19 protein-coding genes and 1 tRNA gene are annotated in these 25,346 nt (G+C 60.7%); 16 read left to right on the top strand and 4 right to left on the bottom strand.

The genetic code is table 11. The features are described 5' to 3' along the window. Positions 1–8 precede the first annotated feature (8 nt). The 7 genes from nusA to ABV589_RS19095 all read left to right on the top strand — a co-directional run bounded on the left by nusA (position 9) and on the right by ABV589_RS19095 (position 8,528). Complete coding sequence (gene nusA / locus ABV589_RS19065; protein WP_007961436.1) at positions 9–1,490, top strand: transcription termination factor NusA; 1,482 nt, start codon at positions 9–11, stop codon at positions 1,488–1,490. Positions 1,491–1,517: 27 nt separating this feature from the next. Next, positions 1,518–4,034 (top strand): translation initiation factor IF-2, encoded by a 2,517-nt coding sequence (gene infB, locus ABV589_RS19070; RefSeq protein WP_047597927.1) that lies wholly within the window; start codon positions 1,518–1,520, stop codon positions 4,032–4,034. Positions 4,035–4,194: 160 nt separating this feature from the next. Then, positions 4,195–4,593 carry a 30S ribosome-binding factor RbfA gene (rbfA, locus tag ABV589_RS19075; protein WP_003221549.1) on the top strand — a complete coding sequence of 133 codons (399 nt, stop codon included), beginning with the start codon at positions 4,195–4,197 and terminating at the stop codon, positions 4,591–4,593. Positions 4,594–4,597: 4 nt separating this feature from the next. Continuing rightward, a complete protein-coding gene (truB, locus tag ABV589_RS19080) occupies positions 4,598–5,515 on the top strand; it encodes a tRNA pseudouridine(55) synthase TruB (RefSeq protein WP_367083062.1) in 918 nt (305 codons plus the stop codon). Positions 5,516–5,630: 115 nt separating this feature from the next. Further along, positions 5,631–5,900: a 30S ribosomal protein S15 gene (gene rpsO / locus ABV589_RS19085; RefSeq protein WP_003221553.1), complete on the top strand. Its 270-nt coding sequence runs from the start codon at positions 5,631–5,633 to the stop codon at positions 5,898–5,900. 193 nt (positions 5,901–6,093) lie between these two features. Next, positions 6,094–8,199: a polyribonucleotide nucleotidyltransferase gene (gene pnp / locus ABV589_RS19090; protein WP_007961443.1), complete on the top strand. Its 2,106-nt coding sequence runs from the start codon at positions 6,094–6,096 to the stop codon at positions 8,197–8,199. A 256-nt stretch (positions 8,200–8,455) separates the two neighbouring features. Continuing rightward, positions 8,456–8,528: transfer RNA gene (locus tag ABV589_RS19095), tRNA-Thr, on the top strand. A gap of 4 nt (positions 8,529–8,532) precedes the next feature. On the opposite strand, the gene ABV589_RS19100 is transcribed toward ABV589_RS19095, so the two are convergent. Further along, positions 8,533–9,027, bottom strand: a complete 495-nt coding sequence (locus ABV589_RS19100; protein ID WP_007961445.1) for a hypothetical protein — start codon at positions 9,025–9,027, stop codon at positions 8,533–8,535. 276 nt (positions 9,028–9,303) lie between these two features. Here ABV589_RS19100 and ABV589_RS19105 point away from each other — a divergent pair, with 276 nt between their 5' ends. Beyond that, complete coding sequence (locus ABV589_RS19105) at positions 9,304–9,603, top strand: DUF6388 family protein (protein ID WP_007961446.1); 300 nt, start codon at positions 9,304–9,306, stop codon at positions 9,601–9,603. Positions 9,604–9,654: 51 nt separating this feature from the next. Here the strand turns inward: ABV589_RS19105 and nadC are convergent, their stop codons facing one another. Beyond that, entirely contained in the window at positions 9,655–10,503 is an 849-nt protein-coding gene (nadC, locus tag ABV589_RS19110) for a carboxylating nicotinate-nucleotide diphosphorylase (RefSeq protein WP_121183660.1), read from the bottom strand. A 309-nt stretch (positions 10,504–10,812) separates the two neighbouring features. Between nadC and ABV589_RS19115 the strand changes: the two genes are divergently transcribed. The 5 genes from ABV589_RS19115 to ABV589_RS19135 all read left to right on the top strand — a co-directional run bounded on the left by ABV589_RS19115 (position 10,813) and on the right by ABV589_RS19135 (position 17,462). Continuing rightward, positions 10,813–12,999, top strand: a complete 2,187-nt coding sequence (locus ABV589_RS19115; RefSeq protein ID WP_367083065.1) for a DUF1631 domain-containing protein — start codon at positions 10,813–10,815, stop codon at positions 12,997–12,999. Between the two features lie 64 nt (positions 13,000–13,063). Beyond that, complete coding sequence (gene ampD / locus ABV589_RS19120) at positions 13,064–13,624, top strand: 1,6-anhydro-N-acetylmuramyl-L-alanine amidase AmpD (RefSeq protein ID WP_003221563.1); 561 nt, start codon at positions 13,064–13,066, stop codon at positions 13,622–13,624. Then, positions 13,621–14,460, top strand: a complete 840-nt coding sequence (gene ampE / locus ABV589_RS19125) for a regulatory signaling modulator protein AmpE (protein ID WP_139055471.1) — start codon at positions 13,621–13,623, stop codon at positions 14,458–14,460. Before ampD ends, ampE begins: the two co-directional genes overlap by 4 nt. Positions 14,461–14,748: 288 nt before the next feature. After that, complete coding sequence (locus ABV589_RS19130) at positions 14,749–16,779, top strand: methyl-accepting chemotaxis protein (protein WP_367083066.1); 2,031 nt, start codon at positions 14,749–14,751, stop codon at positions 16,777–16,779. A gap of 293 nt (positions 16,780–17,072) precedes the next feature. Then, entirely contained in the window at positions 17,073–17,462 is a 390-nt protein-coding gene (locus ABV589_RS19135; RefSeq protein WP_367083068.1) for a hypothetical protein, read from the top strand. 113 nt (positions 17,463–17,575) lie between these two features. Here ABV589_RS19135 and ABV589_RS19140 read toward each other — a convergent pair whose 3' ends face one another. Next, positions 17,576–18,352 (bottom strand): TatD family hydrolase, encoded by a 777-nt coding sequence (locus ABV589_RS19140; protein ID WP_367083069.1) that lies wholly within the window; start codon positions 18,350–18,352, stop codon positions 17,576–17,578. A 3-nt stretch (positions 18,353–18,355) separates the two neighbouring features. Further along, positions 18,356–19,351 carry a catabolite repressor/activator gene (gene cra / locus ABV589_RS19145; protein ID WP_367083070.1) on the bottom strand — a complete coding sequence of 332 codons (996 nt, stop codon included), beginning with the start codon at positions 19,349–19,351 and terminating at the stop codon, positions 18,356–18,358. Between the two features lie 306 nt (positions 19,352–19,657). Between cra and ptsP the strand changes: the two genes are divergently transcribed. The 3 genes from ptsP to ABV589_RS19160 are packed head-to-tail and all read left to right on the top strand — an operon-like array spanning position 19,658 to position 25,205. Beyond that, the gene (gene ptsP, locus ABV589_RS19150) at positions 19,658–22,519 is read left to right on the top strand and encodes a phosphoenolpyruvate--protein phosphotransferase (protein ID WP_367083071.1); all 2,862 of its coding nucleotides are present in this window, start codon (positions 19,658–19,660) and stop codon (positions 22,517–22,519) included. Next, positions 22,519–23,460 (top strand): 1-phosphofructokinase, encoded by a 942-nt coding sequence (gene pfkB, locus ABV589_RS19155; RefSeq protein ID WP_367083072.1) that lies wholly within the window; start codon positions 22,519–22,521, stop codon positions 23,458–23,460. Before ptsP ends, pfkB begins: the two co-directional genes overlap by 1 nt. Positions 23,461–23,471: 11 nt before the next feature. After that, a complete protein-coding gene (locus ABV589_RS19160; RefSeq protein ID WP_367083073.1) occupies positions 23,472–25,205 on the top strand; it encodes a PTS fructose-like transporter subunit IIB in 1,734 nt (577 codons plus the stop codon). Positions 25,206–25,346 lie beyond the last annotated feature (141 nt).

Here is a 25,346-nt window from a genome sequence, read left to right on the forward strand (position 1 = left end):
GGCGTACGATGAGCAAAGAAGTACTGCTGGTTGTTGAGTCGGTATCCAATGAAAAGGGCGTACCGGCAAGCGTGATTTTTGAAGCGCTGGAGCTGGCTCTGGCCACTGCTACCAAAAAGCGTTTTGAAGACGAAGTTGACCTGCGTGTGGAAATCAACCGCCACACCGGTTCCTACGAGACTTTCCGTCGCTGGACGGTCGTCGAAGAGAATGATCTCGACGATCCTGCGATCGAAACCTGGCCAAGCAAGGTTGCCGAAACGCATCCGGGCGCCAAGGTCGGCGACGTCGTCGAAGAAAAGATCGAATCCATCGAGTTCGGCCGCATTGCTGCACAGACCGCCAAACAGGTCATCGTGCAGAAAGTGCGTGAAGCCGAGCGCGCTCAAGTGGTCGACGCCTATCGCGAGCGCCTGGGAGAAATCATCTCCGGCACCGTGAAGAAAGTCACTCGCGACAACGTGATCGTCGATCTGGGCAATAACGCGGAAGCGTTGCTGGCCCGTGAAGACATCATTCCTCGCGAAACCTTCCGTGTCGGTGTGCGCCTGCGTGCACTGCTCAAGGAAATCCGCACCGAGAACCGCGGTCCGCAGCTGATCCTGTCGCGTACCGCGCCGGAAATGCTGATCGAGCTGTTCCGTATCGAAGTGCCGGAAATCGCTGAAGGCCTGATCGAAGTCATGGCGGCGTCCCGTGATCCGGGTTCGCGTGCCAAGATCGCTGTCCGTTCCAAGGACAAACGCATCGACCCGCAGGGCGCGTGCATCGGTATGCGCGGTTCGCGCGTCCAGGCCGTGTCGGGCGAGTTGGGTGGCGAGCGTGTCGACATCGTCCTGTGGGACGATAACCCGGCGCAGTTCGTGATCAATGCCATGTCGCCGGCAGAAGTGGCGGCCATTATCGTTGACGAAGATGCCCATGCAATGGACATCGCCGTTGGCGCAGACAATCTGGCTCAGGCCATCGGTCGGGGTGGTCAGAACGTGCGTCTGGCGAGCCAGTTGACTGGCTGGACCCTGAACGTGATGACCGAATCGGACATCCAGGCTAAGCAGCAAGCAGAAACCGGCGACATCCTGCGCAACTTCATCGACGAGCTGGAAGTCGACGAAGAACTGGCTCAGGTGCTGGTAGATGAAGGCTTTACCAGCCTGGAAGAGATTGCCTACGTACCGTTGGAAGAAATGCTCAACATCGACGGCTTTGACGAAGATATCGTCAACGAGCTTCGCGCTCGTGCCAAGGATCGTTTGTTGACCAAAGCCATCGCTACTGAGGAAAAGCTGGCAGACGCCCATCCGGCCGAAGACCTGCTCTCGCTTGAGGGTATGGACAAGGATTTGGCGATGGAACTGGCGGTGCGCGGCGTAATTACCCGCGAAGACCTGGCCGAGCAGTCTATTGACGACCTGCTCGACATCGACGGCATTGACGATGATCGTGCCGGCAAGTTGATCATGGCCGCCCGAGCCCACTGGTTCGAGTAATTAGGCGCGGCCTGAGGAGAGAAGTGCATGACGCAAGTCACGGTGAAACAACTGGCCGATGAGGTCAAAACACCGGTAGAGCGCCTGTTGCAGCAGATGCGTGAGGCAGGTCTGCCGCACACCGCCGCCGAAGAAAATGTGACTGACAGTGAGAAGCAATCCCTGCTGACTCACTTGAAGAGCAGCCACAAGGCGAAAGTGGAAGAACCACGCAAGATCACGCTGCAGCGTAAAACCACCAGCACCCTGCGTGTGGCTGGTAGCAAGAGCATCAGCGTTGAAGTTCGCAAAAAGAAAGTTTTCGTACAGCGTAGCCCGGAAGAAATCGAAGCCGAGCGCAAGCGTGAACTGGAAGAGCGTCGCGCAGTAGAAAATGCTGCTCGTCAGAAGGCTGAAGAAGAAGCCAAGCAGCGCGCTGAAGAAGAAGCGCGTCGCCAGCCTGCTGCTGCGCCGTCCGCTCCCGCCGAAGCTGTTGCAGCACCTGCGCCAGTTGCGGAACCTGTGCGCGACGCCGCGCCGGTTGCTGCTGCGCCAGCTGCCGATACTCGCAAGCGTGACGAACAGCGCCGTCCGGACAAACCACGTGCCGACGATAACAATCGTCGCGGTGGTGGCGATGGCGAGCGCAAAAACGCTCCGCATCGCGCATCGGTCAAAGAAAAAGCGCCGGCTCCACGTGTGGCGCCACGCACTACCGACGAAGAAAGCGATGGCTTCCGTCGTGGTGGTCGCGGCAAGGCCAAGCTGAAGAAACGCAACGCTCACGGTTTCCAGAACCCTACCGGTCCTGTCGTGCGTGAAGTGAAGATCGGCGAGACCATCACTGTTGGCGATCTCGCCCAGCAGATGTCGGTCAAGGCTGCTGAAATCATCAAGTTCATGTTCAAACTGGGCACTCCAGCGACCATCAACCAGGTACTCGATCAGGAAACTGCTCAACTGGTAGCTGAAGAGCTGGGCCACAAAGTGACCCTGGTCAGTGACACCGCCCTGGAAGATTCCCTGGCCGAGTCCCTGAAGTTTGAAGGTGAGGCAGTTTCCCGTGCACCCGTCGTGACCGTCATGGGCCACGTTGACCACGGTAAGACTTCCCTGCTCGACTACATCCGTCGTGCCAAGGTAGCCGCGGGCGAAGCCGGCGGTATCACTCAGCACATCGGTGCGTACCACGTTGAAACCGACCGTGGCATGGTGACTTTCCTCGACACCCCTGGTCACGCTGCGTTTACCGCAATGCGTGCCCGTGGTGCCAAGGCGACCGACATCGTGATCCTGGTGGTTGCGGCGGACGACGGCGTGATGCCGCAAACCATCGAGGCTGTTCAGCACGCTCAGGCGGCTGGCGTTCCTCTGGTGGTTGCGGTGAACAAGATCGACAAGCCGGGTGCTGACCTCGATCGCATCCGCAGCGAACTGTCGGTTCACGGCGTGACTTCCGAAGAGTGGGGCGGCGACACTCCATTCGTACCGGTTTCGGCGAAAATGGGTACCGGCGTTGACGAACTGCTCGAAGCCGTTCTGCTGCAGGCTGAAGTGCTCGAACTGACCGCCACGCCATCGGCTCCTGGCCGTGGTGTAGTCGTCGAATCGCGTCTGGACAAGGGCCGTGGCCCGGTAGCCACTGTTCTGGTTCAGGACGGTACGCTGCGTCAAGGCGACATGGTGCTGGTCGGCTCGAACTATGGCCGCGTGCGCGCCATGCTCGACGAGAACGGCAAGCCGATCAAGGAAGCAGGTCCGGCCATTCCGGTCGAGATCCTGGGTCTTGACGGTACGCCGGACGCTGGCGACGAGATGAGCGTGGTTGCCGACGAGAAGAAAGCCCGTGAAGTGGCTCTGTTCCGTCAAGGCAAGTTCCGCGAAGTCAAACTGGCTCGCGCTCACGCCGGCAAGCTGGAAAACATCTTCGAAAACATGGGCCAGGAAGAGAAGAAGACGCTCAACATCGTCCTCAAATCCGACGTCCGTGGTTCGCTGGAAGCTTTGCAGGGCGCTCTGAACGGCCTGGGCAACGACGAAGTGCAAGTGCGCGTAGTCGGTGGCGGTGTCGGTGGTATCACCGAATCCGACGCCAACCTGGCACTGGCTTCCAACGCTGTACTGTTCGGCTTCAACGTGCGTGCCGATGCTGGCGCACGGAAGATCGTCGAGCAGGAAGGTCTGGACATGCGTTACTACAACGTGATCTACGACATCATCGAAGACGTCAAGAAAGCCCTGACCGGCATGCTCGGCAGCGATGTTCGCGAGAACATCCTGGGCGTGGCCGAAGTGCGTGACGTGTTCCGTTCGCCGAAGTTTGGCGCGATCGCCGGTTGCATGGTGATCGAAGGTGTTGTGCACCGTAACCGTCCGATCCGTGTACTGCGTGAAGACATCGTTATCTTCGAAGGCGAGCTGGAATCCCTGCGCCGCTTCAAGGATGACGCTTCCGAAGTACGTGCCGGCATGGAATGCGGTATCGGCGTGAAGAGCTACAACGACGTCAAAGTCGGTGACAAGATCGAAGTCTTCGAGAAGGTTCAGGTTGCTCGCAGCCTCTGACTCGCGCACTTCAAGGGCCACGCCGAGCCGCCGCATGCAGATGCGCGCCACGGCGTCAGGACTCTAAACGCAACGCCCGGTCTGGCTTTTGTCAGGCCGGGCGTTTGCCGCTTTCAGACCTTGCGGGTTTCACCGTGGGGCAGTAACAGGTAACAAAATCATGGCAAAAGAATACAGCCGTACCCAACGTATCGGCGATCAGATGCAGCGTGAGCTGGCCCAACTGATCCGTCGTGAAGTCAAAGACCCGCGAGTTGGTCTGGTCACCATTACCGCAGTGGAAGTCAGCCGTGACGTCGGTCACGCGAAGATCTTCATCACCGTGATGGGGCAGGACAACGCTGAAGACATCGCGCAAAGCATCAAGGTGCTCAACGCTGCCGCAGGTTTCCTGCGCATGCAGCTGGCCCGTGAAATGAAGCTGCGCAGCGTGCCGCAATTGCACTTCCACTACGACGAAAGCGTCGTGCGTGGCGCGCATCTGTCGGCCCTGATCGAGCGCGCCGTGGCTGAGGACAATCAGCACCTGGCCGCTGCACCTGAAGACACCAAGGAGTAATTCGGTGGCTCAGGTCAAACGTATCCGTCGTAACGTCAGCGGTATCATCCTGCTCGACAAGCCGCTGGGGTTCACCTCCAACGCCGCGTTGCAGAAGGTTCGCTGGTTGCTCAACGCCGAGAAGGCCGGTCACACCGGCAGTCTCGACCCGCTGGCCACCGGTGTGTTGCCGTTGTGCTTTGGCGAAGCAACGAAGTTCTCGCAATACCTGCTCGATTCCGACAAGGGTTACGAAACCCTGGCGCAACTGGGCAAGACCACTACCACGGCGGACGCCGAGGGTGAGGTTTTGCAGCAGCGTCCGGTGACCGTTGGTCGCGCCGATGTCGAAGCGGTTCTGCCGAAATTTCGTGGGCAAATCAGTCAGATACCGCCGATGTACTCGGCACTCAAGCGTGACGGTCAGCCGCTGTACAAGCTGGCCCGTGCAGGCGAAGTAGTGGAGCGCGAACCGCGTTCTGTTACTATTGCGCGCTTGGAATTGCTGGCCTTCGAAGGCGATACTGCGCGTCTTGCGGTGGATTGCAGCAAGGGCACCTATATCCGCACCCTGGTGGAGGATATCGGTGAGCAACTCGGTTGTGGTGCGTACGTCGCAGAACTGCGTCGTACCCAGGCCGGGCCTTTCACCCTGGCGCAGACAGTGACCCTCGAAGAGCTGGAAGCGGTACATGCCGAAGGCGGCAACGAAGCGGTCGACCGCTTCCTGATGCCATCGGACAGCGGCCTGCAGGATTGGCCGCTGCTGCACTTCTCCGAAGCGAGTGCGTTCTACTGGCTCAACGGCCAGCCGGTACGTGCCCCGGATGCTCCGAAGTTCGGCATGGTACGGGTACAGGATCACAATGGTCGCTTCATCGGTATTGGTGAAGTGAGCGAAGACGGGCGCATCGCGCCGCGTCGACTGATTCGGTCAGAATGACCGAACGAGTGTGGCTGTTAACAGGCACGGTCACTACTCATTTATAGATACAGGGATTTGTCCCTGGCCTGTTGAAACTGTTTTTGAAACAGTTTCCTGATAAAAGGATTGCCTCATGGCTCTCGACGTTCAAGAAAAAGCTCAAATCGTTGCCGACTACCAGCAAGCTGTTGGTGATACTGGTTCGCCAGAAGTGCAAGTTGCACTGCTGACCGCCAACATCAACAAACTGCAAGGTCACTTCAAGGCCAACGGTAAAGACCACCACTCCCGTCGTGGTCTGATCCGCATGGTAAACCAGCGTCGCAAGCTGCTGGACTACCTGAAAGGCAAAGATCTGAGCCGTTACAGCGCTCTGATCGGCCGCCTGGGTCTGCGTCGCTAATCAGCGATTGCGCTATGAGGTTGGTTGTCTGTCAGGCATCAGCGGTTTTCCGCTGGTGGCTGGCAGGCTCCCAGCCTCAAGTTTTATCTGCACTACCGTTTTACCCGGACAGTCAGCGGGCCGATTCCCGACATTGCCCAAGAATTTCGCAAGAAACCAGTTCCCCCAAGAGCCACAAAGAAGGTAGGACACCGTGAACCCGGTAATCAAAAAATTCCAGTTCGGTCAGTCGACCGTTACCCTCGAGACCGGCCGTATCGCCCGTCAGGCCTCCGGCGCAGTATTGGTCACCGTTGACGACGACGTCAGCGTATTGGTGACCGTAGTCGGTGCCAAGCAAGCCGATCCAGGCAAGGGCTTCTTCCCTCTGTCCGTTCACTACCAGGAAAAGACTTACGCTGCCGGTAAGATCCCTGGCGGTTTCTTCAAGCGTGAAGGCCGTCCTTCCGAGAAAGAAACCCTGACTTCCCGACTGATCGACCGTCCGATCCGTCCGCTGTTCCCGGAAGGCTTCATGAACGAAGTGCAGGTTGTCTGCACCGTCGTTTCCACCAGCAAGAAGACCGATCCGGACATCGCTGCGATGATCGGTACCTCGGCTGCCCTGGCCATTTCGGGCATTCCGTTCGACGGCCCGATCGGCGCCGCTCGCGTCGCTTTCCACGAAAGCACCGGCTACCTGCTGAACCCGACCTACGAGCAGCAAGCTGCCTCGAGCCTGGACATGGTGGTTGCCGGTACTTCCGACGCCGTACTGATGGTTGAATCGGAAGCCAAAGAGCTGACCGAAGACCAGATGCTGGGCGCGGTACTGTTCGCTCACGACGAGTTCCAGGTGGTGATCAACGCCGTCAAAGAACTGGCCGCTGAAGCTGCCAAGCCAACCTGGACCTGGGCGCCTGCTCCAGAAGCCACCGAACTGCTGGGCGCGATCCGTGCCGAGTTCGGCGAAGCGATCTCCCAGGCTTACACCATCACCGTCAAGGCTGACCGCTACGCACGTCTGGGCGAGCTGAAAGACCAGGTCGTTGCCAAGCTGTCCGGCGAAGAAGGCCAACCTTCGGCTGCCGACGTCAAAGCCGCTTTCGGCGAAATCGAATACCGCACCGTTCGCGAAAACATCGTTAACGGCAAGCCACGTATCGACGGCCGAGACACCCGCACCGTACGTCCGCTGAACATCGAAGTCGGCGTTCTGCCGAAGACTCACGGTTCGGCGCTGTTCACCCGTGGTGAAACCCAGGCTCTGGTAGTCGCGACGCTGGGTACTGCCCGTGACGCACAGCTGCTGGACACCCTGGAAGGCGAGAAAAAAGACCCGTTCATGCTGCACTACAACTTCCCTCCGTTCTCGGTGGGCGAGTGTGGTCGCATGGGTGGCGCTGGTCGTCGTGAAATCGGTCACGGCCGTCTGGCCCGTCGTTCGGTTTCGGCCATGCTGCCGGCCGCTGACGTGTTCCCGTACACCATCCGTGTGGTTTCGGAAATCACCGAGTCCAACGGTTCGAGCTCGATGGCTTCCGTTTGCGGCGCTTCCCTGGCCCTGATGGACGCTGGTGTTCCAATGAAGGCGCCGGTTGCCGGTATCGCCATGGGTCTGGTTAAAGAAGGCGAGAAATTCGCCGTCCTGACCGACATCCTGGGTGACGAAGACCACCTGGGCGACATGGACTTCAAGGTAGCCGGTACCGCCAAAGGCGTTACTGCGCTGCAGATGGACATCAAGATCAAGGGCATCACCGAAGAGATCATGGAAATCGCTCTGGGCCAGGCCCTGGAAGCGCGCCTGAACATCCTCGGCCAGATGAACCAGATCATCGGCCAGTCGCGTACCGAACTGTCGGCCAACGCTCCGACCATGATCGCGATGAAGATCGACACCGACAAGATCCGTGACGTTATCGGTAAAGGTGGCGCGACCATCCGTGCGATCTGCGAAGAAACCAAGGCTTCGATCGACATCGAAGACGACGGTTCGATCAAGATCTTCGGCGAAACCAAGGATGCCGCAGAAGCTGCTCGTCAGCGCGTTCTGAGCATCACTGCAGAAGCTGAGATCGGCAAGATCTACGTCGGCAAGGTTGAACGCATCGTCGACTTCGGCGCATTCGTCAACATCCTGCCGGGCAAGGACGGTCTGGTACACATCTCGATGCTGAGCGACGCTCGCGTAGAAAAAGTCACCGACATCCTGAAAGAAGGCCAGGAAGTGGAAGTGCTGGTACTGGACGTGGACAACCGCGGCCGTATCAAGCTGTCCATCAAAGACGTGGCAGCAGCCAAGGCTTCGGGCGTTTAATCACCCCACAGCTTTAGCGCAATGAAAATGCCCCGCCGTGAAAACGGCGGGGCATTTTTTTGTCTGCCATAAACGCATTTGTGGCGAGGGAGCTTGCTCCCGCTCGGCTGCGCAGCAGCCGTAAAAACATCAGCCTCAGATAGCTTGGGGTCGCTGCGCAACCCAGCGGGAGCAAGCTCCCTCGCCACAAGTTATGATCAGTAGAAACACGCTCAAATTTGCCGCCGCCCGAGACCGGTGCTAGGTTTAGCCCACCGCCCGTGTAGCTCAGCCGGTAGAGCAGCGCACTCGTAACGCGAAGGTCGCAGGTTCGATTCCTGTCTCGGGCAAAAATTATTTCACCTTGCGGCTCAGATCCTCGACGGTACGTTTGAGCTGATCCATGGCGCGATCCTGATCATTGATTTTCTGCTTCAGGCTGGAAATCTCGCTGCTGGCGGAATTCGAGCTTGAGCCGCTGTTGCGCTTGAGGTCTTCGACCTGGCGTCCGAGGGTGTCCAGTTGCCGTTCCTGATCCTTGACCTTGCTCTTCAGGTCATCGATTTCCTTGCTGCTGGAGTTCGAACTCGAACCGCTGCTGCGTTTGAGTTCTTCAATCTGGCGTGACTGATCGCGGACGGTATCGCGGATCTTTTGCAGTTCGTCGATGCTGATATCGCTTTCGATCACAACATTCTTGCCGTAGTCATTGTGAATCAGCGAAACCTTGTCGCCATAGGATGAGCTGCTGTTGCTCAATTCAAGCGCCATGGCGCTGGCCGGCAACAGCATGGCGGCGAGCAGGGTACTGGCAGACGCAACGGTACAAATCTTCGAAAAGCTGCGCATCACGGTTTTTCCTTGTGGACAGCGAGGGTGAGTGCCGTTATGGCACATCGCTATGACTCGAAAACCGTATTTATGTTCCGCAGGTCAACTTTTTGTGCGAGAGATGTAAAGAGCCGTGTAATTCGTCATGCAAACGTCCTATATTCGGTGCCTGCATGAGCATCGCTTAGCAGTTTTCAGATGATCCCGAATGGTTCCGAAGGCCGGACAATCCGCGTCAGAGAGATCCTTGATGATCCAGATCCATCCTCCATTCTTACGATCAGCGAGAACGCCATGACCGAATTAACTCAAGAGCAACGACACGAACAAGCGCTGGCAAAGTACATTCTGGACGTACCGGACTTGAAAGAAGAGATCAAGGACCTGAGCCCTGATGATCAGAAAGACCAGATCCAGTGGGCGTTCGAGGACGAAGCCGAAGCCCAGGGCTTGCAGCCGTGGGAGCTGACGCTCAAGTACACCAGCACCCCGGAGGAGTTCGAGGCCAAGCGTCTGGAGCTGCACAAAGAGGCGGCCGAAGTATTGGGTGTCGACTGGGAAGAGTACTGCGAGATGAACAATCTGGTGGTCTGAAACAAAAACGCCAGCCTCAACCGGGCTGGCGTTTTTTATTGTGTGACGGTCTCAGAGGCTGAGACGCATCGACAGATCCACTGCCTTCACATCCTTGGTCATCGCACCGATCGAGATGTAATCCACCCCGGTCTCGGCGATCGGCAACAGCGTGCTTTCGTTGATGCCGCCGCTGGCTTCCAGCTTCGCCTTGCCGCCGTTCAGACGCACGGCTTCGCGCATGTCGTCCAGGCTCAACTCGTCGAGCATGATGATGTCGGCGCCGGCTGCCAGCGCCTCCTTCAGCTCCTCCAGGCTCTCCACTTCGACTTCCACTGGTTTGCCCGGTGCGATCTTGTGCGCGGCGGCGATGGCCTGCGCGATGCCGCCGCTGGCAGCGATGTGGTTTTCCTTGATCAGAAACGCGTCGTAGAGGCCGATGCGGTGGTTGTGGCAACCACCGCAGGTCACTGCGTATTTCTGCGCCAGACGCAGGCCCGGCAGGGTCTTGCGGGTATCCAGCAGCTTGACCTGAGTCTGCGCCACGAAGTCCGCCAGATACTGCGCACGCGTTGCCACGCCGGACAGCAGTTGCAGGAAGTTCAGCGCGCTGCGTTCACCAGTCAGCAACGAACGGGCCGGGCCTTCCAGATGAAACAGCGGCTGATTGGGTTTGACCCGTTCGCCGTCCCGCACCTGCCAATGCACCGCGACGCGCGGATCGAGCTGGCGAAACACCGTATCGACCCACGCCGTGCCACAGATAACGGCGTCGTCGCGGGTGATGATGGTGGCTTTGGCCAGACGTTCGGCCGGGATCAGTTGTGCGGTGATGTCGCCGCTGCCGACATCTTCGAGCAACGCACGGCGCACGTTGGCTTCGATTTCGGCGGTCAAATCGGCGAGACGTAAATTCGGCATAACGGGCTCCACAAACTAAGTGCGCCGATTATAGGGGCATGGCAGGAGCCAACCCAAGGCGAGAACGCGCGTGCCAGACTGCAACTGGTCGATTTTCTGTGAGCAAAGCGCGGTTTTTCGTGGTCACTGGAAGGTGTCGCGTGCATAGGGGAAACCCTGACGGCTATAGCGCCGGGGACAAGTTTTGCAAGATAATCCGCCTTGCGTTTGACGTCATAGCTTTGACGCTGATGTGGGAGCGGGCTTGCTCGCTCCCACAGGGAATTGCGCGGTAAATGCCCAGTGGAATCACCGTTTCAGGAGGCTTGGATGCACAACGACGGGAATGTAGTGCCTTTGCACAAGGCCGCTACCGATCAGGCGAATCACTCGCCGCTCGCCCGCCTGCCTGTGATTCTGCTTCAGGTCCGCGACAAGGCCGCCCAGCAACTGCGTCACGGCTTGCAGGAGCTGTTTGATAACGCCGACGACACCCTGTTCGAAATGGCTGACCGGGCGCGCAATGACGTCGAACAGAACATCTTTTTCGAAGCCATGCGTGACCTGCGCCTCAAGCGCAAAAACATCGAACGGGGTTTTCTCGAACAATTCTTCGAAGCCTTCGTCGCGCTGATTCAATACGAAGTCGCACAACCTACATTGCCCGGCACGCTGATATTCGAGGATTCGGCACCGCGTACCGATGACATGGAGCGCAGCGTGGCGGTCGAAACCATGGTCGGCCGGGTGCTCAAGCGTGACGGCTTTGCCCTCGATCAACTGACCGCGCGGCTCAACGTGTTGCTGGGCAAGGATTTCGACAACCAACACAACCCGCTCGGCCCGGCGATGCTCTGCGAGTTTTTTATGCAGGCCGGACGTAACCTGGGCGTGGAGATCAAGGTCAAGCTGATCCTGCTCAAGCTGTTCGAACGCTACGTGCTGGCCGATACCGAGCAGTTGTATGCCGAAGCCAATCAATTGCTGGTCGCCACTGGCGTGTTGCCTGAGTTGAAACCGGCCCCCGCACGCCGCGCAATCGAGCGTGCGGCAGCAAGCATCAGCAGTGAAGAACGTGACGAACCCGCGCCCGCCGACGAAAGCGTGCAGGAAGTCTTCGCCGCGTTGCAGGAATTGCTGCTGCACGTGCGCGGCAGCGTCGCGCCGACCCTGGAACCGAGTGCGGCGGCGCAACCGATCAGCACCCGCGATCTGCTGCGCCTGCTCTCGCACTTGCAGCAATACGTCCCGGCGCTGGCGGCGCAGGACGATTTCGATCTGCGCAATCAGCTTGAGCAGCTGCTGACGAGGGTCAGCGTCAGGAGCGGCAAATCGCGCATTGTCGACGGCGCGGATGAAGACGTGATCAACCTGATCGCCATGGTCTTCGATTGCATCCTCGAAGACCGTAATCTGCCGGATTCGCTCAAGGCGTTGATCGCCCGATTGCAGATCCCGATGCTCAAGGTGGCCGTGCTCGACAAGAGCTTCTTCAGCCGCAGCAGTCACCCGGCGCGGCGCCTGCTCAATGAAATCGCCGATGCCGCCATGGGCTGGGGCGATTGCAATGGCGAGGCGCGTGACAGCCTGTATCTGCGCATTGAACAAGTGGTGCAGCGCCTGTTGAGTGATTTCGTCGACGACCCGGCAATTTTCTCCGAGTTGCTCGCCGATTTCCTGGCCTTCACCAGCGATGAGCGGCGGCGCAGCGAATTGCTCGAGCAGCGTCTGCGCGATGCCGAAGAGGGGCGGGCGAAAACCGAACTGGCCCGCCAGCGCGTCGAGCAAGCCTTGAATCAGGCGCTGTTGGGCAAAGTCCTGCCGCCGTCGGTAGTGACCTTTGTACGTGATGCGTGGAGCAAAGTGCTGCTGCTGACGTGCCTCAAACATGGCGACCACTGCGCTGAGTGGCAGGCCGATGTGCAGACCATGGAACAATTGATCTGGAGCGTGCAGCGTCACGACGAGGCGGACGCCGGCCTGCGTTTGCTGGCACTGGTGCCAGGCCTGCTCAAGTCACTGCGTGACGGCCTGAGCAGTGCAGCGTTCGATCCGTTTGCCACCAGCGAGTTTTTTAGCGAGCTGGAAGCGCTGCATGTGCGGGCACTCGACCCTGCTGCCGGGCAGGAACCGGCCGACCCAGCGACGCTGGTCGAGGTGTCGCAGCACATTACCCTGCGATCCGCCGACGAGAGCTCAGGCAGCCTGAATCCGACAGGCCTTGCCCATGACGACGCCGGGTTGCGACAGGTGGAGCAATTGCGCCTGGGCAGTTGGGTGGCGTTCCAGGAAGACGACGAGCACAGCCTGCGCTGCAAGCTGGCAGCCATCATCGAAGCCACCGGCAAATACGTGTTCGTCGACCGCACCGGGATGAAAGTGCTGGAGCGCAGCCGCGTCGAGCTGGCCCTGGAGTTCCGCCGTGGCGCGGTGCGCGCGCTGGACGACACCTTGCTGTTCGATCGGGCGCTGGAGTCGGTACTGGGCAATCTGCGACGACTCAATCGCGGCAAGTGATCGCGCGCCGGGGGCCGATCACGGCATACTGGGCGCCAACACAGTCGGCGCTGAAGGAATCGGTATGCAGTTGGATCCCGCTAGCGGGTGGTGTCACGGGGTGCAGGTCTGCCCATCGCCCAACTTCAATGAACGCCCTGCGGGCGAAATCTCCCTGTTGGTGATCCACAACATCAGCCTGCCGCCGGCGCAGTTCGCCACCGGCAAGGTGCAGGAATTTTTCCAGAACCGTCTGGATGTCACCGAGCATCCCTATTTTGCAGGGATTGCCGACCTGCGCGTCTCGGCGCATTTTCTGATCGAACGTGACGGCAGCGTCACCCAGTTTGTCTCCTGTCTCGAGCGGGCGTGGCATGCTGGCGTGTCGATGTTCGAAGGCCGGGAAACCTGTAACGATTTTTCCGTGGGCATCGAGCTCGAAGGCACCGATGATCTGCCCTTTACCGATGCGCAGTATCAGGCGTTGATCACACTGACGCGTCAGCTGCAAACAGCATTTCCGGCTATCACCGGCGCCCGTATCTGCGGGCACAGCGACATCGCACCCGGGCGCAAGACCGATCCTGGCCCGGCATTTGACTGGGCGCGTTACCGCGCAGCCCTGGCACAAGAGGAAGGACAATGAGTTTTCTGGTGTTACTGCTGGCGGTCTGGATCGAGAAATTCTCGGCCCTGCGCCATCGGGTTCAACGCGATGGCGGATGGATCCGCGAACTGCACAAACTCGAAACCAGCGCGCGCCTGGCCCAGCGACCATGGCTGGTGCTGACGATTCTGGTGTTGCTGCCGGTGGCGCTGCTCGCCTTGTTGCTGGTGGTACTGGAACCCGTCGCTTACGGCTTGCTGGCGCTGCCGGTGCATTTGCTGGTGGTAATTTATGCGCTGGGGCGTGGTGATTTGCTCGGTGGCCTCGGGCCGTTTCGTGACGCCTGGCGCCGTGAAGACCTGCAAGCGGCCGCGCATGTGGCCAAGCGTGATCTGGATATCTGCGCCGACAGTGGTGAGCAATTGCTGGATCGGGTCCAAGGGCACCTGTTGTGGCAGGCCTATCAAAGTTTCTTCGCGGTGATCTTCTGGTACTTCGTGCTCGGTCCGGTGGCGGCGCTGGCTTATCGCTTGCTCGCATTGGCTGAAGAGCACAGCCAGAACCCGGCGCTCGCCGAACGTGCCGGCCAGTTACGTCACGCCTTTGACTGGTTGCCGGTGCGCCTGCTGGCTGCCAGCCTTGCACTGGTCGGCAACTTCGTTGCGGTCAGCCGGGTGATGTTGCACGAACTGCTGAACTGGAACATCAGCGCCGCACACCTGATCAACAAGGTCGGGCTGGCAGCGGGTGAGATCCCGCCGCCGGTGGTCGGGCCTGAAGGCATCAACACCCTCGATTGCCTGTGGGAACTGCTGCTGCGCGCGGCGGTGCTGTGGTATGCCGGGTTTGCCTTGTGGACAGTCTTGATTCACTGAACCCTCGGTGAAATTCATTGTGGCGAGGGAGCTTGCTCCCGCTGGGTGGCGAAGCCGCCCTCGCTGTTCATCATAAACAACGCGTCCAAGCGATTTGCGTCTGCTGCGCAGCCGAGCGGGAGCAAGCTCCCTCGCCACAGGGTGAGCGATCTGCCCCAGACAGTCGTTAACCTTAAGTTACAAAACCTCTCCCCGATTTGAGCTATACAGAGACAGCGCCCGATAGTGGCTATCTGCTGTCGCCCCGCGCCTGCCAATAAAAACAAGAAAAACCAAGGGAGACTTCCAGTGAAGAGCTTGCTCTATCCCGCCGTCTCGCTGATGAACCGTCTGAGCTTCGGCATGAAGTTCAGCCTGATCAGCGTGCTGTTCTTGGTGCCGATGCTGGTGACCAATTTCTATCTGGTGCGCGATTCCTATCGCGAATTCCAGGGCACCCGGGTCGAATTGCAGAGCCTCGATCTGTTGGGCAGCAGCCTGAGTCTGCGCCGGGATCTGGAAACGCTGAACAATCTGGTGCAGATCAACGTCGTCATCGGGCAGTCCGGCAAGGCCGACAACCTCGAAGCGCAGATCAGCGGTCTGGAACAAACCGTGCTGGCGCGTCTGCAAGGTCTGCAGGCAATGACTGACGATCCCGAGCAGATCAAGTTGTTCGACGGCAAACGCGATGAAATGCTCAGCGCGTTCAAGGCCCAGCAAGCGGAAAGCTCCCTGCAAAGCAAGAGCGGGATGATCGGCAAACTGCTCGGCAACGCGCAGATTTTCAGCCAGATTATCGCCAGTCAGGCCGGTCTGAGCCGAGACAATCAAAGTGATATCCGCCAGCTCAGCGAACTGCTCACCAATATCACCCCTGCGGTAACCCAGACCCTCGGCGAGGGCCGGGCCATTGGTGCTTATTCACTGGGCCAAGGTTTTCTGAACAGCTCGTCGAGTACCCGGTTCGACGAGTTGCTGGCGCAGATCGAAAAGCTCCAGGCCGAATACGCGCTGAAACTGGCAGACGCCCTCGACTCCAGCCAGGCCGCGCGCGCCGGCCTCAGTGCTCAGGCCGACACCAGCAAAACCTCGCTCAAACAGGCCAGCGAGCTGTTCGAAAAGAAAGTCGTGGTGGCCGAGACTCTCGATACGCCGTGGCAAGCGTTCTACGACCAGGTCACCGGGCTGATGGACAAGACTTACCAGCTCAACGACGCGACCCTGAAATTCCTCGATACCCAATTGCAACAGCGGCTGGCACAGAACCGCACGCACATGGTGTTGCAGGCTGTGGCGCTGTCGGTGGTATTCGTGCTGATTTTCTATCTCTACGGTGGTTTTTACGCCTCGACCCGCACCACGCTCAAGCGTCTGGGCGCGATGATGGACAAGGTCGCGGCCGGTGACATGACGGTCAACTTCAAAGCCAACAGCCGCGATGAGCTGGGTGAGCTGGGTGAGGTATTCAACGGCACCGTGCGGAAAATCCATGACCTGATCGAGCGAGTCGGGCAGACCGTGGCTGAGGTCGAGCGCCAGGCCGGGCAGGTGGAAACTGTCTCGGCGCAAAGCAATCAGGCGGTGGCCGGGCAGCGTACGCAGATCGAGCAAGTGGCGACCGCGATGAACCAGATGTCGGCGACCTCGCTGGAAGTTGCACGCAGCGCGGCGGCAGCGGTGAGCAGCGCGCACAGCGTCAACGATGAAACCGTCAGCGGCCGCACGCTGGTGGAGTCGCAGCAGGGCAGCATTGCCGCGCTGGCCAGCGAGATCGATCAATCGGTGCTGGTGATCAACCAGTTGGCCAGCGACAGCCAGTCGATCAGCCGCGTGCTGGAAGTGATCAAAAGCATTGCCGAGCAGACCAACCTGCTGGCGCTCAATGCCGCCATCGAAGCGGCCCGGGCCGGTGAGCAGGGCCGGGGATTTGCGGTGGTGGCGGACGAAGTGCGAACGTTGGCCAAGCGCACCCAGCAATCGACCGAAGAAATCGAGCAGATGATCGCCAAGCTGCATGGCGGCGTCGGCGCGGCGGTGAAAGCCATGGGCGTCAGCCATCAGATGGCCAACGGCACGGTCGGGCAGTCGGAAAAGGTCCAGCAGGCGCTGGAAAACATCCTCGGCGCGGTCGGCATGATCGTCGATCAGAACCAGCAGATCGCCGCCGCCGTGGAGCAGCAGACCGCCGTGGCCCATGACATCGACCAGAACATCGTCGAGATCAACCGCGCTGGCGAGCGCACGGCCCAAGGGGCGCACCAGACGGAGGACGCCAGCCGGGCACTGTCAGCGCAGGTGGTGGAACTCAAGCAACTGATCAGCGCGTTCCGCGTCTGAAGCCGGCCGCGCCACCCCTTTTCAGAAACCTGTGGCGAGGGGATTTATCCCCGATGGGACGCGAAGCGTCCCCAATACCCAGTCAGTGATGAGGGACTGCTGCGCAGCCCATCGGGGATAAATCCCCTCACCACAGGCTTCGATCCTACAGAGGGGCGTGGAAATATCAGAACATTTTGTAATGCATTGATACTTACGCTTGTAAGCCAATTCCTGTTTTCTTCCGGCGGCTGGCTTTTCGTCATTAATGAGCCAGTATCCGAGTTCCGCTGATTGCGTCGAGGAGGCCGCTCATGTCCGTTGCAACCCTGGGAATCCAGGGCCGTTGTGCTCATTGCCAGACCCTACAGGTACTCAAACCCTGGCAACTCAACGCCATCGCAATCAACGAACCGTTCACCTGCGCACACTGCCAGAAAGCGCTGGAGTTGCGCTGCCCCAGACAGATCAAACGCTTAAAATCCCTCGATTCACTGGGATTGTTGCGCTTCAGCGCATCGGTCACCGTGTGCACTGCGCTGCTGGTGGCGTTGGTCATGGAATGGATCGGCCTGCTCAGCGTGACTGAGCAACTGAACGCGTCACTGATCGTGCTTTTCGCGTACTTCGCGCTGCTGCGCTTTGTTCACCACCGCCAGCACATGACCCTGATCCTCGACGCAGCCAAGGCCCACGCGAACTGACGGTAGGAGCTGCCTGTAGGCGCTGCCGAGTGAAACGAGGCTGCGATCTTTTGATCTTGTTTCAAGGGCCAGGAGCAAAAGATCGCAGCGTGCCGCAGCTCCTACAGAGATTGTTACCAACCGAACACTGCGCAGCTGTTGGCGGTGCTTGAGACGGCCAGTTGCTCGGGACTGATTTTCATCAATTGAGCCAGCGCCGCGCAGATCGCCGGCAGGTGCGCCGGTGTATTGCGTACGCCGGGGAACATCGCCGGCGCCATGTCCGGTGAGTCGGTCTCGAGAACGATCGAATCCAGCGGCAGATCCGCCAGCACCCGATGCATGCGCAACGCCTGCGGCCAGGTTGGCGCGCCGCCCAGCCCCAGTTTGAAACCGAGCTTGATGTATTCGCGGGCCTCTTCGCGGCTGCCGGCGAAGGCGTGGATGATCCCGGCGCGTTTGAGCTTGAAGCGTTTGAGTGTGGCGATCGCCGCCGCGTGGCTGCGACGCACGTGGATCAGTGCCGGCAGATCGAAGTCCGCCGCCAGCTGCAACTGCGCCTCGAACAGCGCCTGCTGGCGTTCGCGGTCGAGGGTTTCGATGAAGTAATCCAGGCCGATTTCGCCCACCGCACACAGTTGCCGATGGCCGCGCAGCCGCGTCAGCCATTCGCCGAGTGCGCGCAGGTCTTCGGGTTGATGCTGATCGAGGTACACCGGGTGCAGACCAAATGCTGCGTACAGATCCGCATCGCTCTGCACCAGATCCCACACCCGCTGCCAATTACCTTCATACACTCCCAGCACCACCATCCGCCGCACCCCGAGGGCGCGGCTTTCGGCGAGCAACGCTGAGCGATCGGCGTCGAAGTCGGGGAAGTCGAGGTGGGTGTGGCTGTCGATCAACTCCACGGCTCAGTCCCGGTGAATACGCTGCTTGAAGGTCCGCGCGATGGCCTGCACGCCAGGCTTGTATTCGGATTGCTCAACCGCAGCCAGCGCCAGCTCCAGGGCCTTGTCGGCGATCAACTGGTGCTGCTGGGCCATGGCGTTGACCGGCAGCGGCAGAAAGTCCAGCAACTGCGTGTCACCAAAGGTGCCCAGGCGCAGCGGACGGGATTTGAGCGGGAAGTCATGCAGCGCATCGAACACGCCCTGCAACAGCACGTAGGACGTGGTCACCAGCGCATCCGGCAAATGCCCCAGTCGTTGCAGGAGTTCTTCCATCAGTTGCTTGCCGCATTCACGGCTGAAGGACTCGGCGTGCTCGATCAGCACTTCGCCTTTGAAGTCGGCCAGTGCCTGCTTGAAGCCGGCAGCACGTTCCTGACTGATGCTCAGCTCCGGACGCGCGCCGAGCAGCACGATCTGTTTCGGCTGCGGGTCGAGCAGGCTCTGGGTCAGGTGCAGGCTGGCCTCGCGGTCGTCACTGATCACCGAGCAGAAGTGCTCCGGCTCCATGACCCGGTCGATGGCGATGATCGGCAAGCCCTTGGCCTGCAACTGGCGATAGCTGTCGTCAGCGGCCGGCAGGCAACTGGCGACGATCAGCGCATCGCAGCGGCGCGCCTTGAACAGTTGCAGCAACTGGCGCTCGCTGTCCGGCGCATCGTCGGAGCTGGCGATCAGCAACTGATAGCCCCGCGCCCGCGCACCTTGCTCCAGCAGTTTGGCGATCCGCGCGTAACTGGGGTTTTCCAGATCCGGCAGAATAAAGCCCAACGTGCGTGTGTGCCGACTGCGCAACCCGGCCGCCTGCGGGTTGGGCGTGAAGCCGTGTTGTTCGACGACCGCACGCACCCGCTCGACCGTGGCGTTGCTGATGCGTTGCTGTTCGGCCTTGCCGTTGATGACGTAGCTGGCGGTGGTCACGGACACTCCGGCCAACCGCGCGATATCACTGAGTTTCAACCCGGGATTTCCTTGTTTTTTCGAGCTTGCCGCGACATTTTCGCCAATCCTACCCGATTCGGGCAGACGACTATTGTCGCAGCGCATCCGACAAGTTGGACTTCAAGGATGAGACATTATCGAGTAACGTGCCGATCAATCTAGATTAAACGTTTCAGCAAGCGTATTTTCTACGTTTTAGACGCCTTTGGCCGGTTCTGCCGTGAAACCGCCAAAACTGCCGCTGAAAAGCAGGCTGACCAGCGCCTAAGCTGTGACCATTCAAAACAATATCCTGGCGCATCCATGTGCCAAAAAGGAGATCGCATGCTCGAGCTCACTATAGAGCAGATATCCATGGGCCAATCGGCTGTGGATAAACCCGCCGCCCTGCAATTGCTCGCCAATCATCTGGTGGCCGACGGTCTGGTTGCCGATGGCTACCTCGCCGGTTTGCAGGCCCGGGAAGCCCAGGGCTCGACCTTTCTCGGCCAGGGTATCGCCATCCCCCACGGCACCCCGGAAACCCGCGATCAGGTGTTCGCCACTGGCGTGCGGCTGATGCAGTTTCCTGAGGGCGTGGATTGGGGCGACGGCCAGATCGTTTATCTGGCGATCGGCATCGCCGCCAAATCCGACGAACACCTGCGTCTGCTGCAACTGCTGACCCGCGCTCTCGGCGAGACCGATCTGGGTCAGGCCCTGCGCCGCGCCAGCTCACCGGAAGCGCTGCTGAAACTGCTGCAAGGCGCGCCGCAGGAACTGGCGCTGGATGCGCAGATGATCGGCCTCGGCGTGTCGGCTGATGATTTTGAAGAGCTGGTCTGGCGTGGTGCGCGTCTGTTGCGTCAGGCCGATTGCGTGAGCAACGGTTTTGCCGGTGTGTTGCAACAAGTCGAAGCGCTGCCGCTGGGCGATGGCCTGTGGTGGCTGCACAGCGAGCAAACCGTGAAGCGTCCGGGCCTGGCCTTCGTCACCCCGGACAAACCGATGCGATACCTCGGCCAGCCGCTCAGCGGTCTGTTCTGTCTGGCCAGTCTCGGCGAGGCGCATCAGGCGTTGCTCGAACGTCTGTGTGCGTTACTCATCGAAGGCCGCGGCCATGAATTGGGCCGCGCCACCAGCAGCCGCAAAGTCCTCGAAGTGCTCGGTGGCGAACTGCCCGCCGACTGGCCGAGCGCGCGTATTGCCTTGGCCAATGCCCACGGTCTGCATGCACGCCCGGCGAAGATCCTTGCGCAACTGGCGAAGAGTTTTGACGGCGAAATCCGCGTGCGCATTGTCGATAGCACGGACAGCGCCGTGTCGGTAAAAAGCCTGAGCAAACTGCTGAGCCTCGGCGCCCGTCGTGGTCAGGTGCTCGAGTTGATCGCTGAACCGAGCATCGCCGCCGACGCCTTGCCCGCATTGCTGGCCGCTATCGAAGAAGGCCTTGGCGAAGAAGTCGAACCGCTGCCGGCCGTGAGCCAGCAGCGCGAAGTCATCACCGATATCGCCGAGGTGCTGATCGCCCCGGCGTCCGGCGCGCAGTTGCAGGCGATTCCTGCCGCGCCGGGTATTGCAATCGGCCCGGCGCACATTCAGGTGCAGCAGGCCATTGATTACCCGTTGCGCGGTGAGTCCGCCGCCATCGAGCGCGATCGTCTCAAACAAGCGCTGAGCGATGTGCGCAGTGACATTCAGGGCCTGATCGAACGCAGCAAGGCCAAGGCGATTCGCGAGATTTTCATTACCCACCAGGAAATGCTCGACGACCCGGAACTCACCGACGAAGTCGACACCCGTCTCAAGCAAGGCGAGAGCGCCGAAGCGGCGTGGATGGCGGTGATCGAAGCTGCGGCCAAGCAACAGGAATCGCTGCAGGACGCGTTGCTCGCCGAGCGGGCCGCAGATCTGCGGGACATCGGTCGTCGGGTGCTGGCGCAACTCTGTGGTGTGCAGACGCCGAACGAGCCGGAGCAGCCGTACATTCTGGTGATGGACGAAGTCGGTCCGTCGGACGTGGCGCGGCTGGATCCGGCGCGGGTAGCGGGGATTCTCACCGCTCGCGGCGGCGCCACGGCGCACAGTGCAATCGTCGCCCGTGCTCTCGGAATTCCGGCGCTGGTCGGTGCGGGTGCAGCGGTGTTGCTGCTGGAACCGGGCACGCCGTTGCTGCTCGACGGCCAGCGCGGTCGCCTGCACGTCGACGCCGATGCCGCGACCCTGCAACGCGCCGCCGAAGAACGCGACACCCGCGAGCAGCGCCTCAAGGCTGCCGCCGAGCAACGCCATCAACCGGCACACACCACGGACGGTCACGCCGTGGAAGTGTTCGCCAACATCGGTGAAAGCGCCGGAGTTACCGCTGCGGTCGAGCAGGGCGCCGAAGGCATCGGCCTGCTGCGCACCGAACTGATTTTCATGGCCCACCCGCAGGCCCCGGACGAAGCCACTCAGGAAGCCGAATACCGCCGCGTTCTCGATGGCCTCGCCGGGCGGCCGCTGGTGGTGCGCACCCTTGATGTCGGCGGCGACAAACCGCTGCCATATTGGCCGATCGCCAAGGAAGAAAACCCGTTCCTCGGCGTGCGCGGCATTCGCCTGACCTTGCAGCGTCCGCAGATCATGGAAGCGCAATTGCGCGCCTTGCTGCGTTCGGCGGACAACCGTCCGCTACGGATCATGTTCCCGATGGTCGGCGGCGTTGAAGAGTGGCGGCAGGCCCGCGACATGACCGAGCGACTGCGCGTGGAAATCCCGGTCACCGATCTGCAACTGGGGATCATGATCGAAGTACCGTCCGCCGCTTTGCTGGCGCCGGTGCTGGCTAAGGAAGTCGACTTTTTCAGCGTCGGCACCAACGACCTGACGCAATACACCCTGGCCATCGACCGTGGTCATCCGACACTCTCGGCCCAGGCTGACGGCCTGCACCCGGCGGTGCTGCAACTGATCGACATCACCGTGCGCGCCGCGCATGCCCATGGCAAGTGGGTCGGTGTCTGCGGCGAACTGGCGGCGGATCCGCTGGCGGTGCCGGTGCTGGTCGGCCTCGGCGTCGATGAGCTGAGCGTGTCCGGTCGCAGCATCGCCGAGGTCAAGGCGCGCATCCGCGAACTCAGCCTGACCCAGGCACAAACCCTTGCTCAACAAGCCCTCACCGTGGGCAGCGCGAACGAAGTGCGTGCATTAGTGGAGGCCCTGTAATGGCCAAGATTCTCACCCTGACCCTCAACCCGGCGCTGGACCTCACGGTTGAGCTGCCACGTCTGGAGGCCGGTCAGGTCAACCGCAGCGACGAGATGCACACCCACGCCGCCGGCAAAGGTGTGAACGTCGCGCAAGTGCTGGCGGATCTCGGGCATCAACTGACGGTCAGCGGCTTTCTCGGCGAAGACAATCTGCAAGCCTTCGAAACCCTGTTCGCCAAGCGTGGTTTTGTCGACGCGTTCATTCGCGTGCCGGGGGAGACGCGCAGCAACATCAAAGTCGCCGAGCACGACGGACGCATTACCGACATCAACGGCCCGGGACCGGTGGTCAACGCGGCAGCGCAGCAGGCGTTGCTCGAGCGTCTGCTGCAGATCGCTGCGGGGCATGACGCGGTGGTGGTTGCCGGCAGTCTGCCGCGCGGCGTCAGCGCGCAGTGGTTGCGCGAGTTGATCGAACGGCTGAACGGTCTCGGTCTGAAAGTCGCCCTTGACAGCAGTGGCGAAGCCTTGCGCGCCGCCATTGAAGCGCGCCCGTGGCTGATCAAGCCGAACACCGAAGAACTCGCCGATGCGCTCGATTGCGATGTGGTTTCGCACGCCGCCGAAGCCCAGGCAGCGGCGTGCCTGCACGCCAAAGGCATCGAGCACGTGGTGATTTCCCACGGTGCCGACGGGGTGAACTGGTTCAGCGTCGGCTCGGCGCTGCATGCCACGCCGCCGAAGGTGACGGTCGCCAGCACGGTGGGTGCCGGCGACTCGCTGCTGGCCGGCATGCTCCACGGCCTGCTCAGTGCCGACACGCCTGAGCAGACCTTGCGCACAGCCACGGCGATTGCCGCGATGGCGGTGACGCAGATCGGTTTCGGCATCAACGATGCGGCGCAACTGGCGCAGCTCGAACAGGGCGTACGCGTGCGTCCCCTGACAGAACAATAAGAGGGTTTGTCATGAAATTAGCCATTGTCACGGCCTGCCCGAACGGCATGGTCACCAGTGTGCTGTGCGCCCGTCTGCTGGATGCGGCGGCCCAGCGTCAGGGCTGGAGCACCAGCGTTGAAGTGGTGGATGCGTCGCACCCGGAACGTGAGCTGTCGGCTGCCACCATCGCGGCCGCGGAGTGGGTGCTGCTGGTCGCCACCGGTGACATCGACATGACGCGTTTTGTCGGCAAGCGCGTGTTCCGCATCGCCCCGGCGCAAGCGCTGCAGGATGTCGAAGCGGTGCTGCGTCGCGGTGCCGCAGAGGCCGAAATTTACGTCGCCAGCGAAGCCGTCCCGGTCGCCGCTGCGCAACGTGCGCCACGCATCGTCGCCATTACCGCGTGCCCGACCGGTGTTGCCCACACCTTCATGGCGGCCGAGGCGTTGCAGCAGACGGCCAAGCGTCTGGGCTATGAACTGCACGTTGAAACCCAGGGTTCGGTCGGCGCGAAAACTCCGCTCAGCGCGACGGCGATTGCCGAGGCTGATGTGGTGTTGCTGGCAGCGGACATCGAAGTCGCCACCGAGCGTTTTGCCGGCAAGAAAATCTACCGCTGCGGCACCGGCATTGCACTCAAACAGTCCGAAGCGACACTGAAAAAAGCCCTCGCCGAAGCTCAGGTGGAAAGCGCTGCGAGCGACGGCAAGGCACCGGCCAAGCAAGAGAAAACCGGGGTGTACAAACACCTGCTGACCGGCGTGTCGTTCATGCTGCCGATGGTGGTGGCCGGTGGTTTGATGATCGCGCTGTCGTTCGTCTTCGGCATCACCGCGTTCAAGGAAGAAGGCACGCTGGCGGCGGCGCTGATGCAGATCGGTGGTGAGACCGCGTTCAAATTGATGGTGCCGTTGCTTGCCGGTTACATCGCCTATTCGATCGCCGACCGTCCGGGTCTGGCGCCGGGGATGATTGGTGGCTTGCTCGCCAGCACGTTGGGCGCCGGGTTCATCGGCGGCATCGTCGCCGGGTTTATCGCCGGTTATGCGGCCAAGGCCATCAGTCGCTACGTTGCCTTGCCGCAGAGCCTCGAAGCGCTGAAACCGATTCTGATCATCCCGTTGTTCGCCAGCCTGTTCACCGGTCTGGTGATGATCTACGTGGTCGGCAAACCGGTTGCCGGGATGCTCGCGGCGCTGACGCATTTTCTCGACAGCATGGGCACCACCAACGCGATTCTGCTCGGCGTGTTGCTCGGCGGCATGATGTGTGTCGACCTCGGCGGACCGATCAACAAAGCCGCATATGCCTTCTCGGTCGGGCTGCTGGCTTCGCAGAGTTATGCACCGATGGCCGCGACCATGGCTGCCGGCATGGTGCCGCCAATCGGGCTGGGCATCGCTACCTTCATCGCCCGGCGCAAGTTCGCCCAGACCGAGCGCGAAGCCGGTAAAGCGGCGCTGGTGCTGGGGCTGTGCTTCATCTCCGAAGGGGCGATTCCGTTTGCCGCGAAAGACCCGCTGCGGGTGATTCCGGCGAGCATTGCCGGCGGTGCGTTGACCGGCGCGTTGTCGATGTACTTCGGCTGCAAACTGATGGCGCCGCACGGTGGTTTGTTTGTGCTGGCGATCCCCAATGCGATCAATCATGCGCTGTTGTATTTGCTGGCGATTGTCGCGGGGAGTTTGTTGACGGCGGTGGTTTACGCGGCGGTCAAACGGCCGGAAGCGGTAGAGCTGGCGCTGGAACCGGCGAAGGCTTAACTGGCTCCACAAAATCCTGTGGGAGCGAGCTTGCTCGCGAAAGCGGTGTGTCAGCGAATAAGATTTCGACTGATAGTACGCATTCGCGAGCAAGCTCGCTCCCACATGGGTTGTGTGGTGTGTCTGGTGTCATTTCCGGGT

Source organism: Pseudomonas sp. HOU2, from assembly GCF_040729435.1.
Taxonomy (GTDB): domain Bacteria; phylum Pseudomonadota; class Gammaproteobacteria; order Pseudomonadales; family Pseudomonadaceae; genus Aquipseudomonas.

Excerpts from the sequence above, each read along its gene's own strand:
- nusA (WP_007961436.1), top strand. The coding sequence starts at position 9 with ATGAGCAAAGAAGTACTGCTGGTTGTTGAGTCGGTATCCAATGAAAAG.
- nadC (WP_121183660.1), bottom strand. The coding sequence starts at position 10,503 with ATGCCGAATTTACGTCTCGCCGATTTGACCGCCGAAATCGAAGCCAAC.
- ptsP (WP_367083071.1), top strand. The coding sequence starts at position 19,658 with ATGCTCGAGCTCACTATAGAGCAGATATCCATGGGCCAATCGGCTGTG.
- ABV589_RS19115 (WP_367083065.1), top strand. The coding sequence starts at position 10,813 with ATGCACAACGACGGGAATGTAGTGCCTTTGCACAAGGCCGCTACCGAT.
- ABV589_RS19160 (WP_367083073.1), top strand. The coding sequence starts at position 23,472 with ATGAAATTAGCCATTGTCACGGCCTGCCCGAACGGCATGGTCACCAGT.
- infB (WP_047597927.1), top strand. The coding sequence starts at position 1,518 with ATGACGCAAGTCACGGTGAAACAACTGGCCGATGAGGTCAAAACACCG.
- pfkB (WP_367083072.1), top strand. The coding sequence starts at position 22,519 with ATGGCCAAGATTCTCACCCTGACCCTCAACCCGGCGCTGGACCTCACG.
- ABV589_RS19105 (WP_007961446.1), top strand. The coding sequence starts at position 9,304 with ATGACCGAATTAACTCAAGAGCAACGACACGAACAAGCGCTGGCAAAG.
- ampD (WP_003221563.1), top strand. The coding sequence starts at position 13,064 with ATGCAGTTGGATCCCGCTAGCGGGTGGTGTCACGGGGTGCAGGTCTGC.
- ampE (WP_139055471.1), top strand. The coding sequence starts at position 13,621 with ATGAGTTTTCTGGTGTTACTGCTGGCGGTCTGGATCGAGAAATTCTCG.
- rpsO (WP_003221553.1), top strand. The coding sequence starts at position 5,631 with ATGGCTCTCGACGTTCAAGAAAAAGCTCAAATCGTTGCCGACTACCAG.
- ABV589_RS19100 (WP_007961445.1), bottom strand. The coding sequence starts at position 9,027 with ATGCGCAGCTTTTCGAAGATTTGTACCGTTGCGTCTGCCAGTACCCTG.
- ABV589_RS19135 (WP_367083068.1), top strand. The coding sequence starts at position 17,073 with ATGTCCGTTGCAACCCTGGGAATCCAGGGCCGTTGTGCTCATTGCCAG.
- rbfA (WP_003221549.1), top strand. The coding sequence starts at position 4,195 with ATGGCAAAAGAATACAGCCGTACCCAACGTATCGGCGATCAGATGCAG.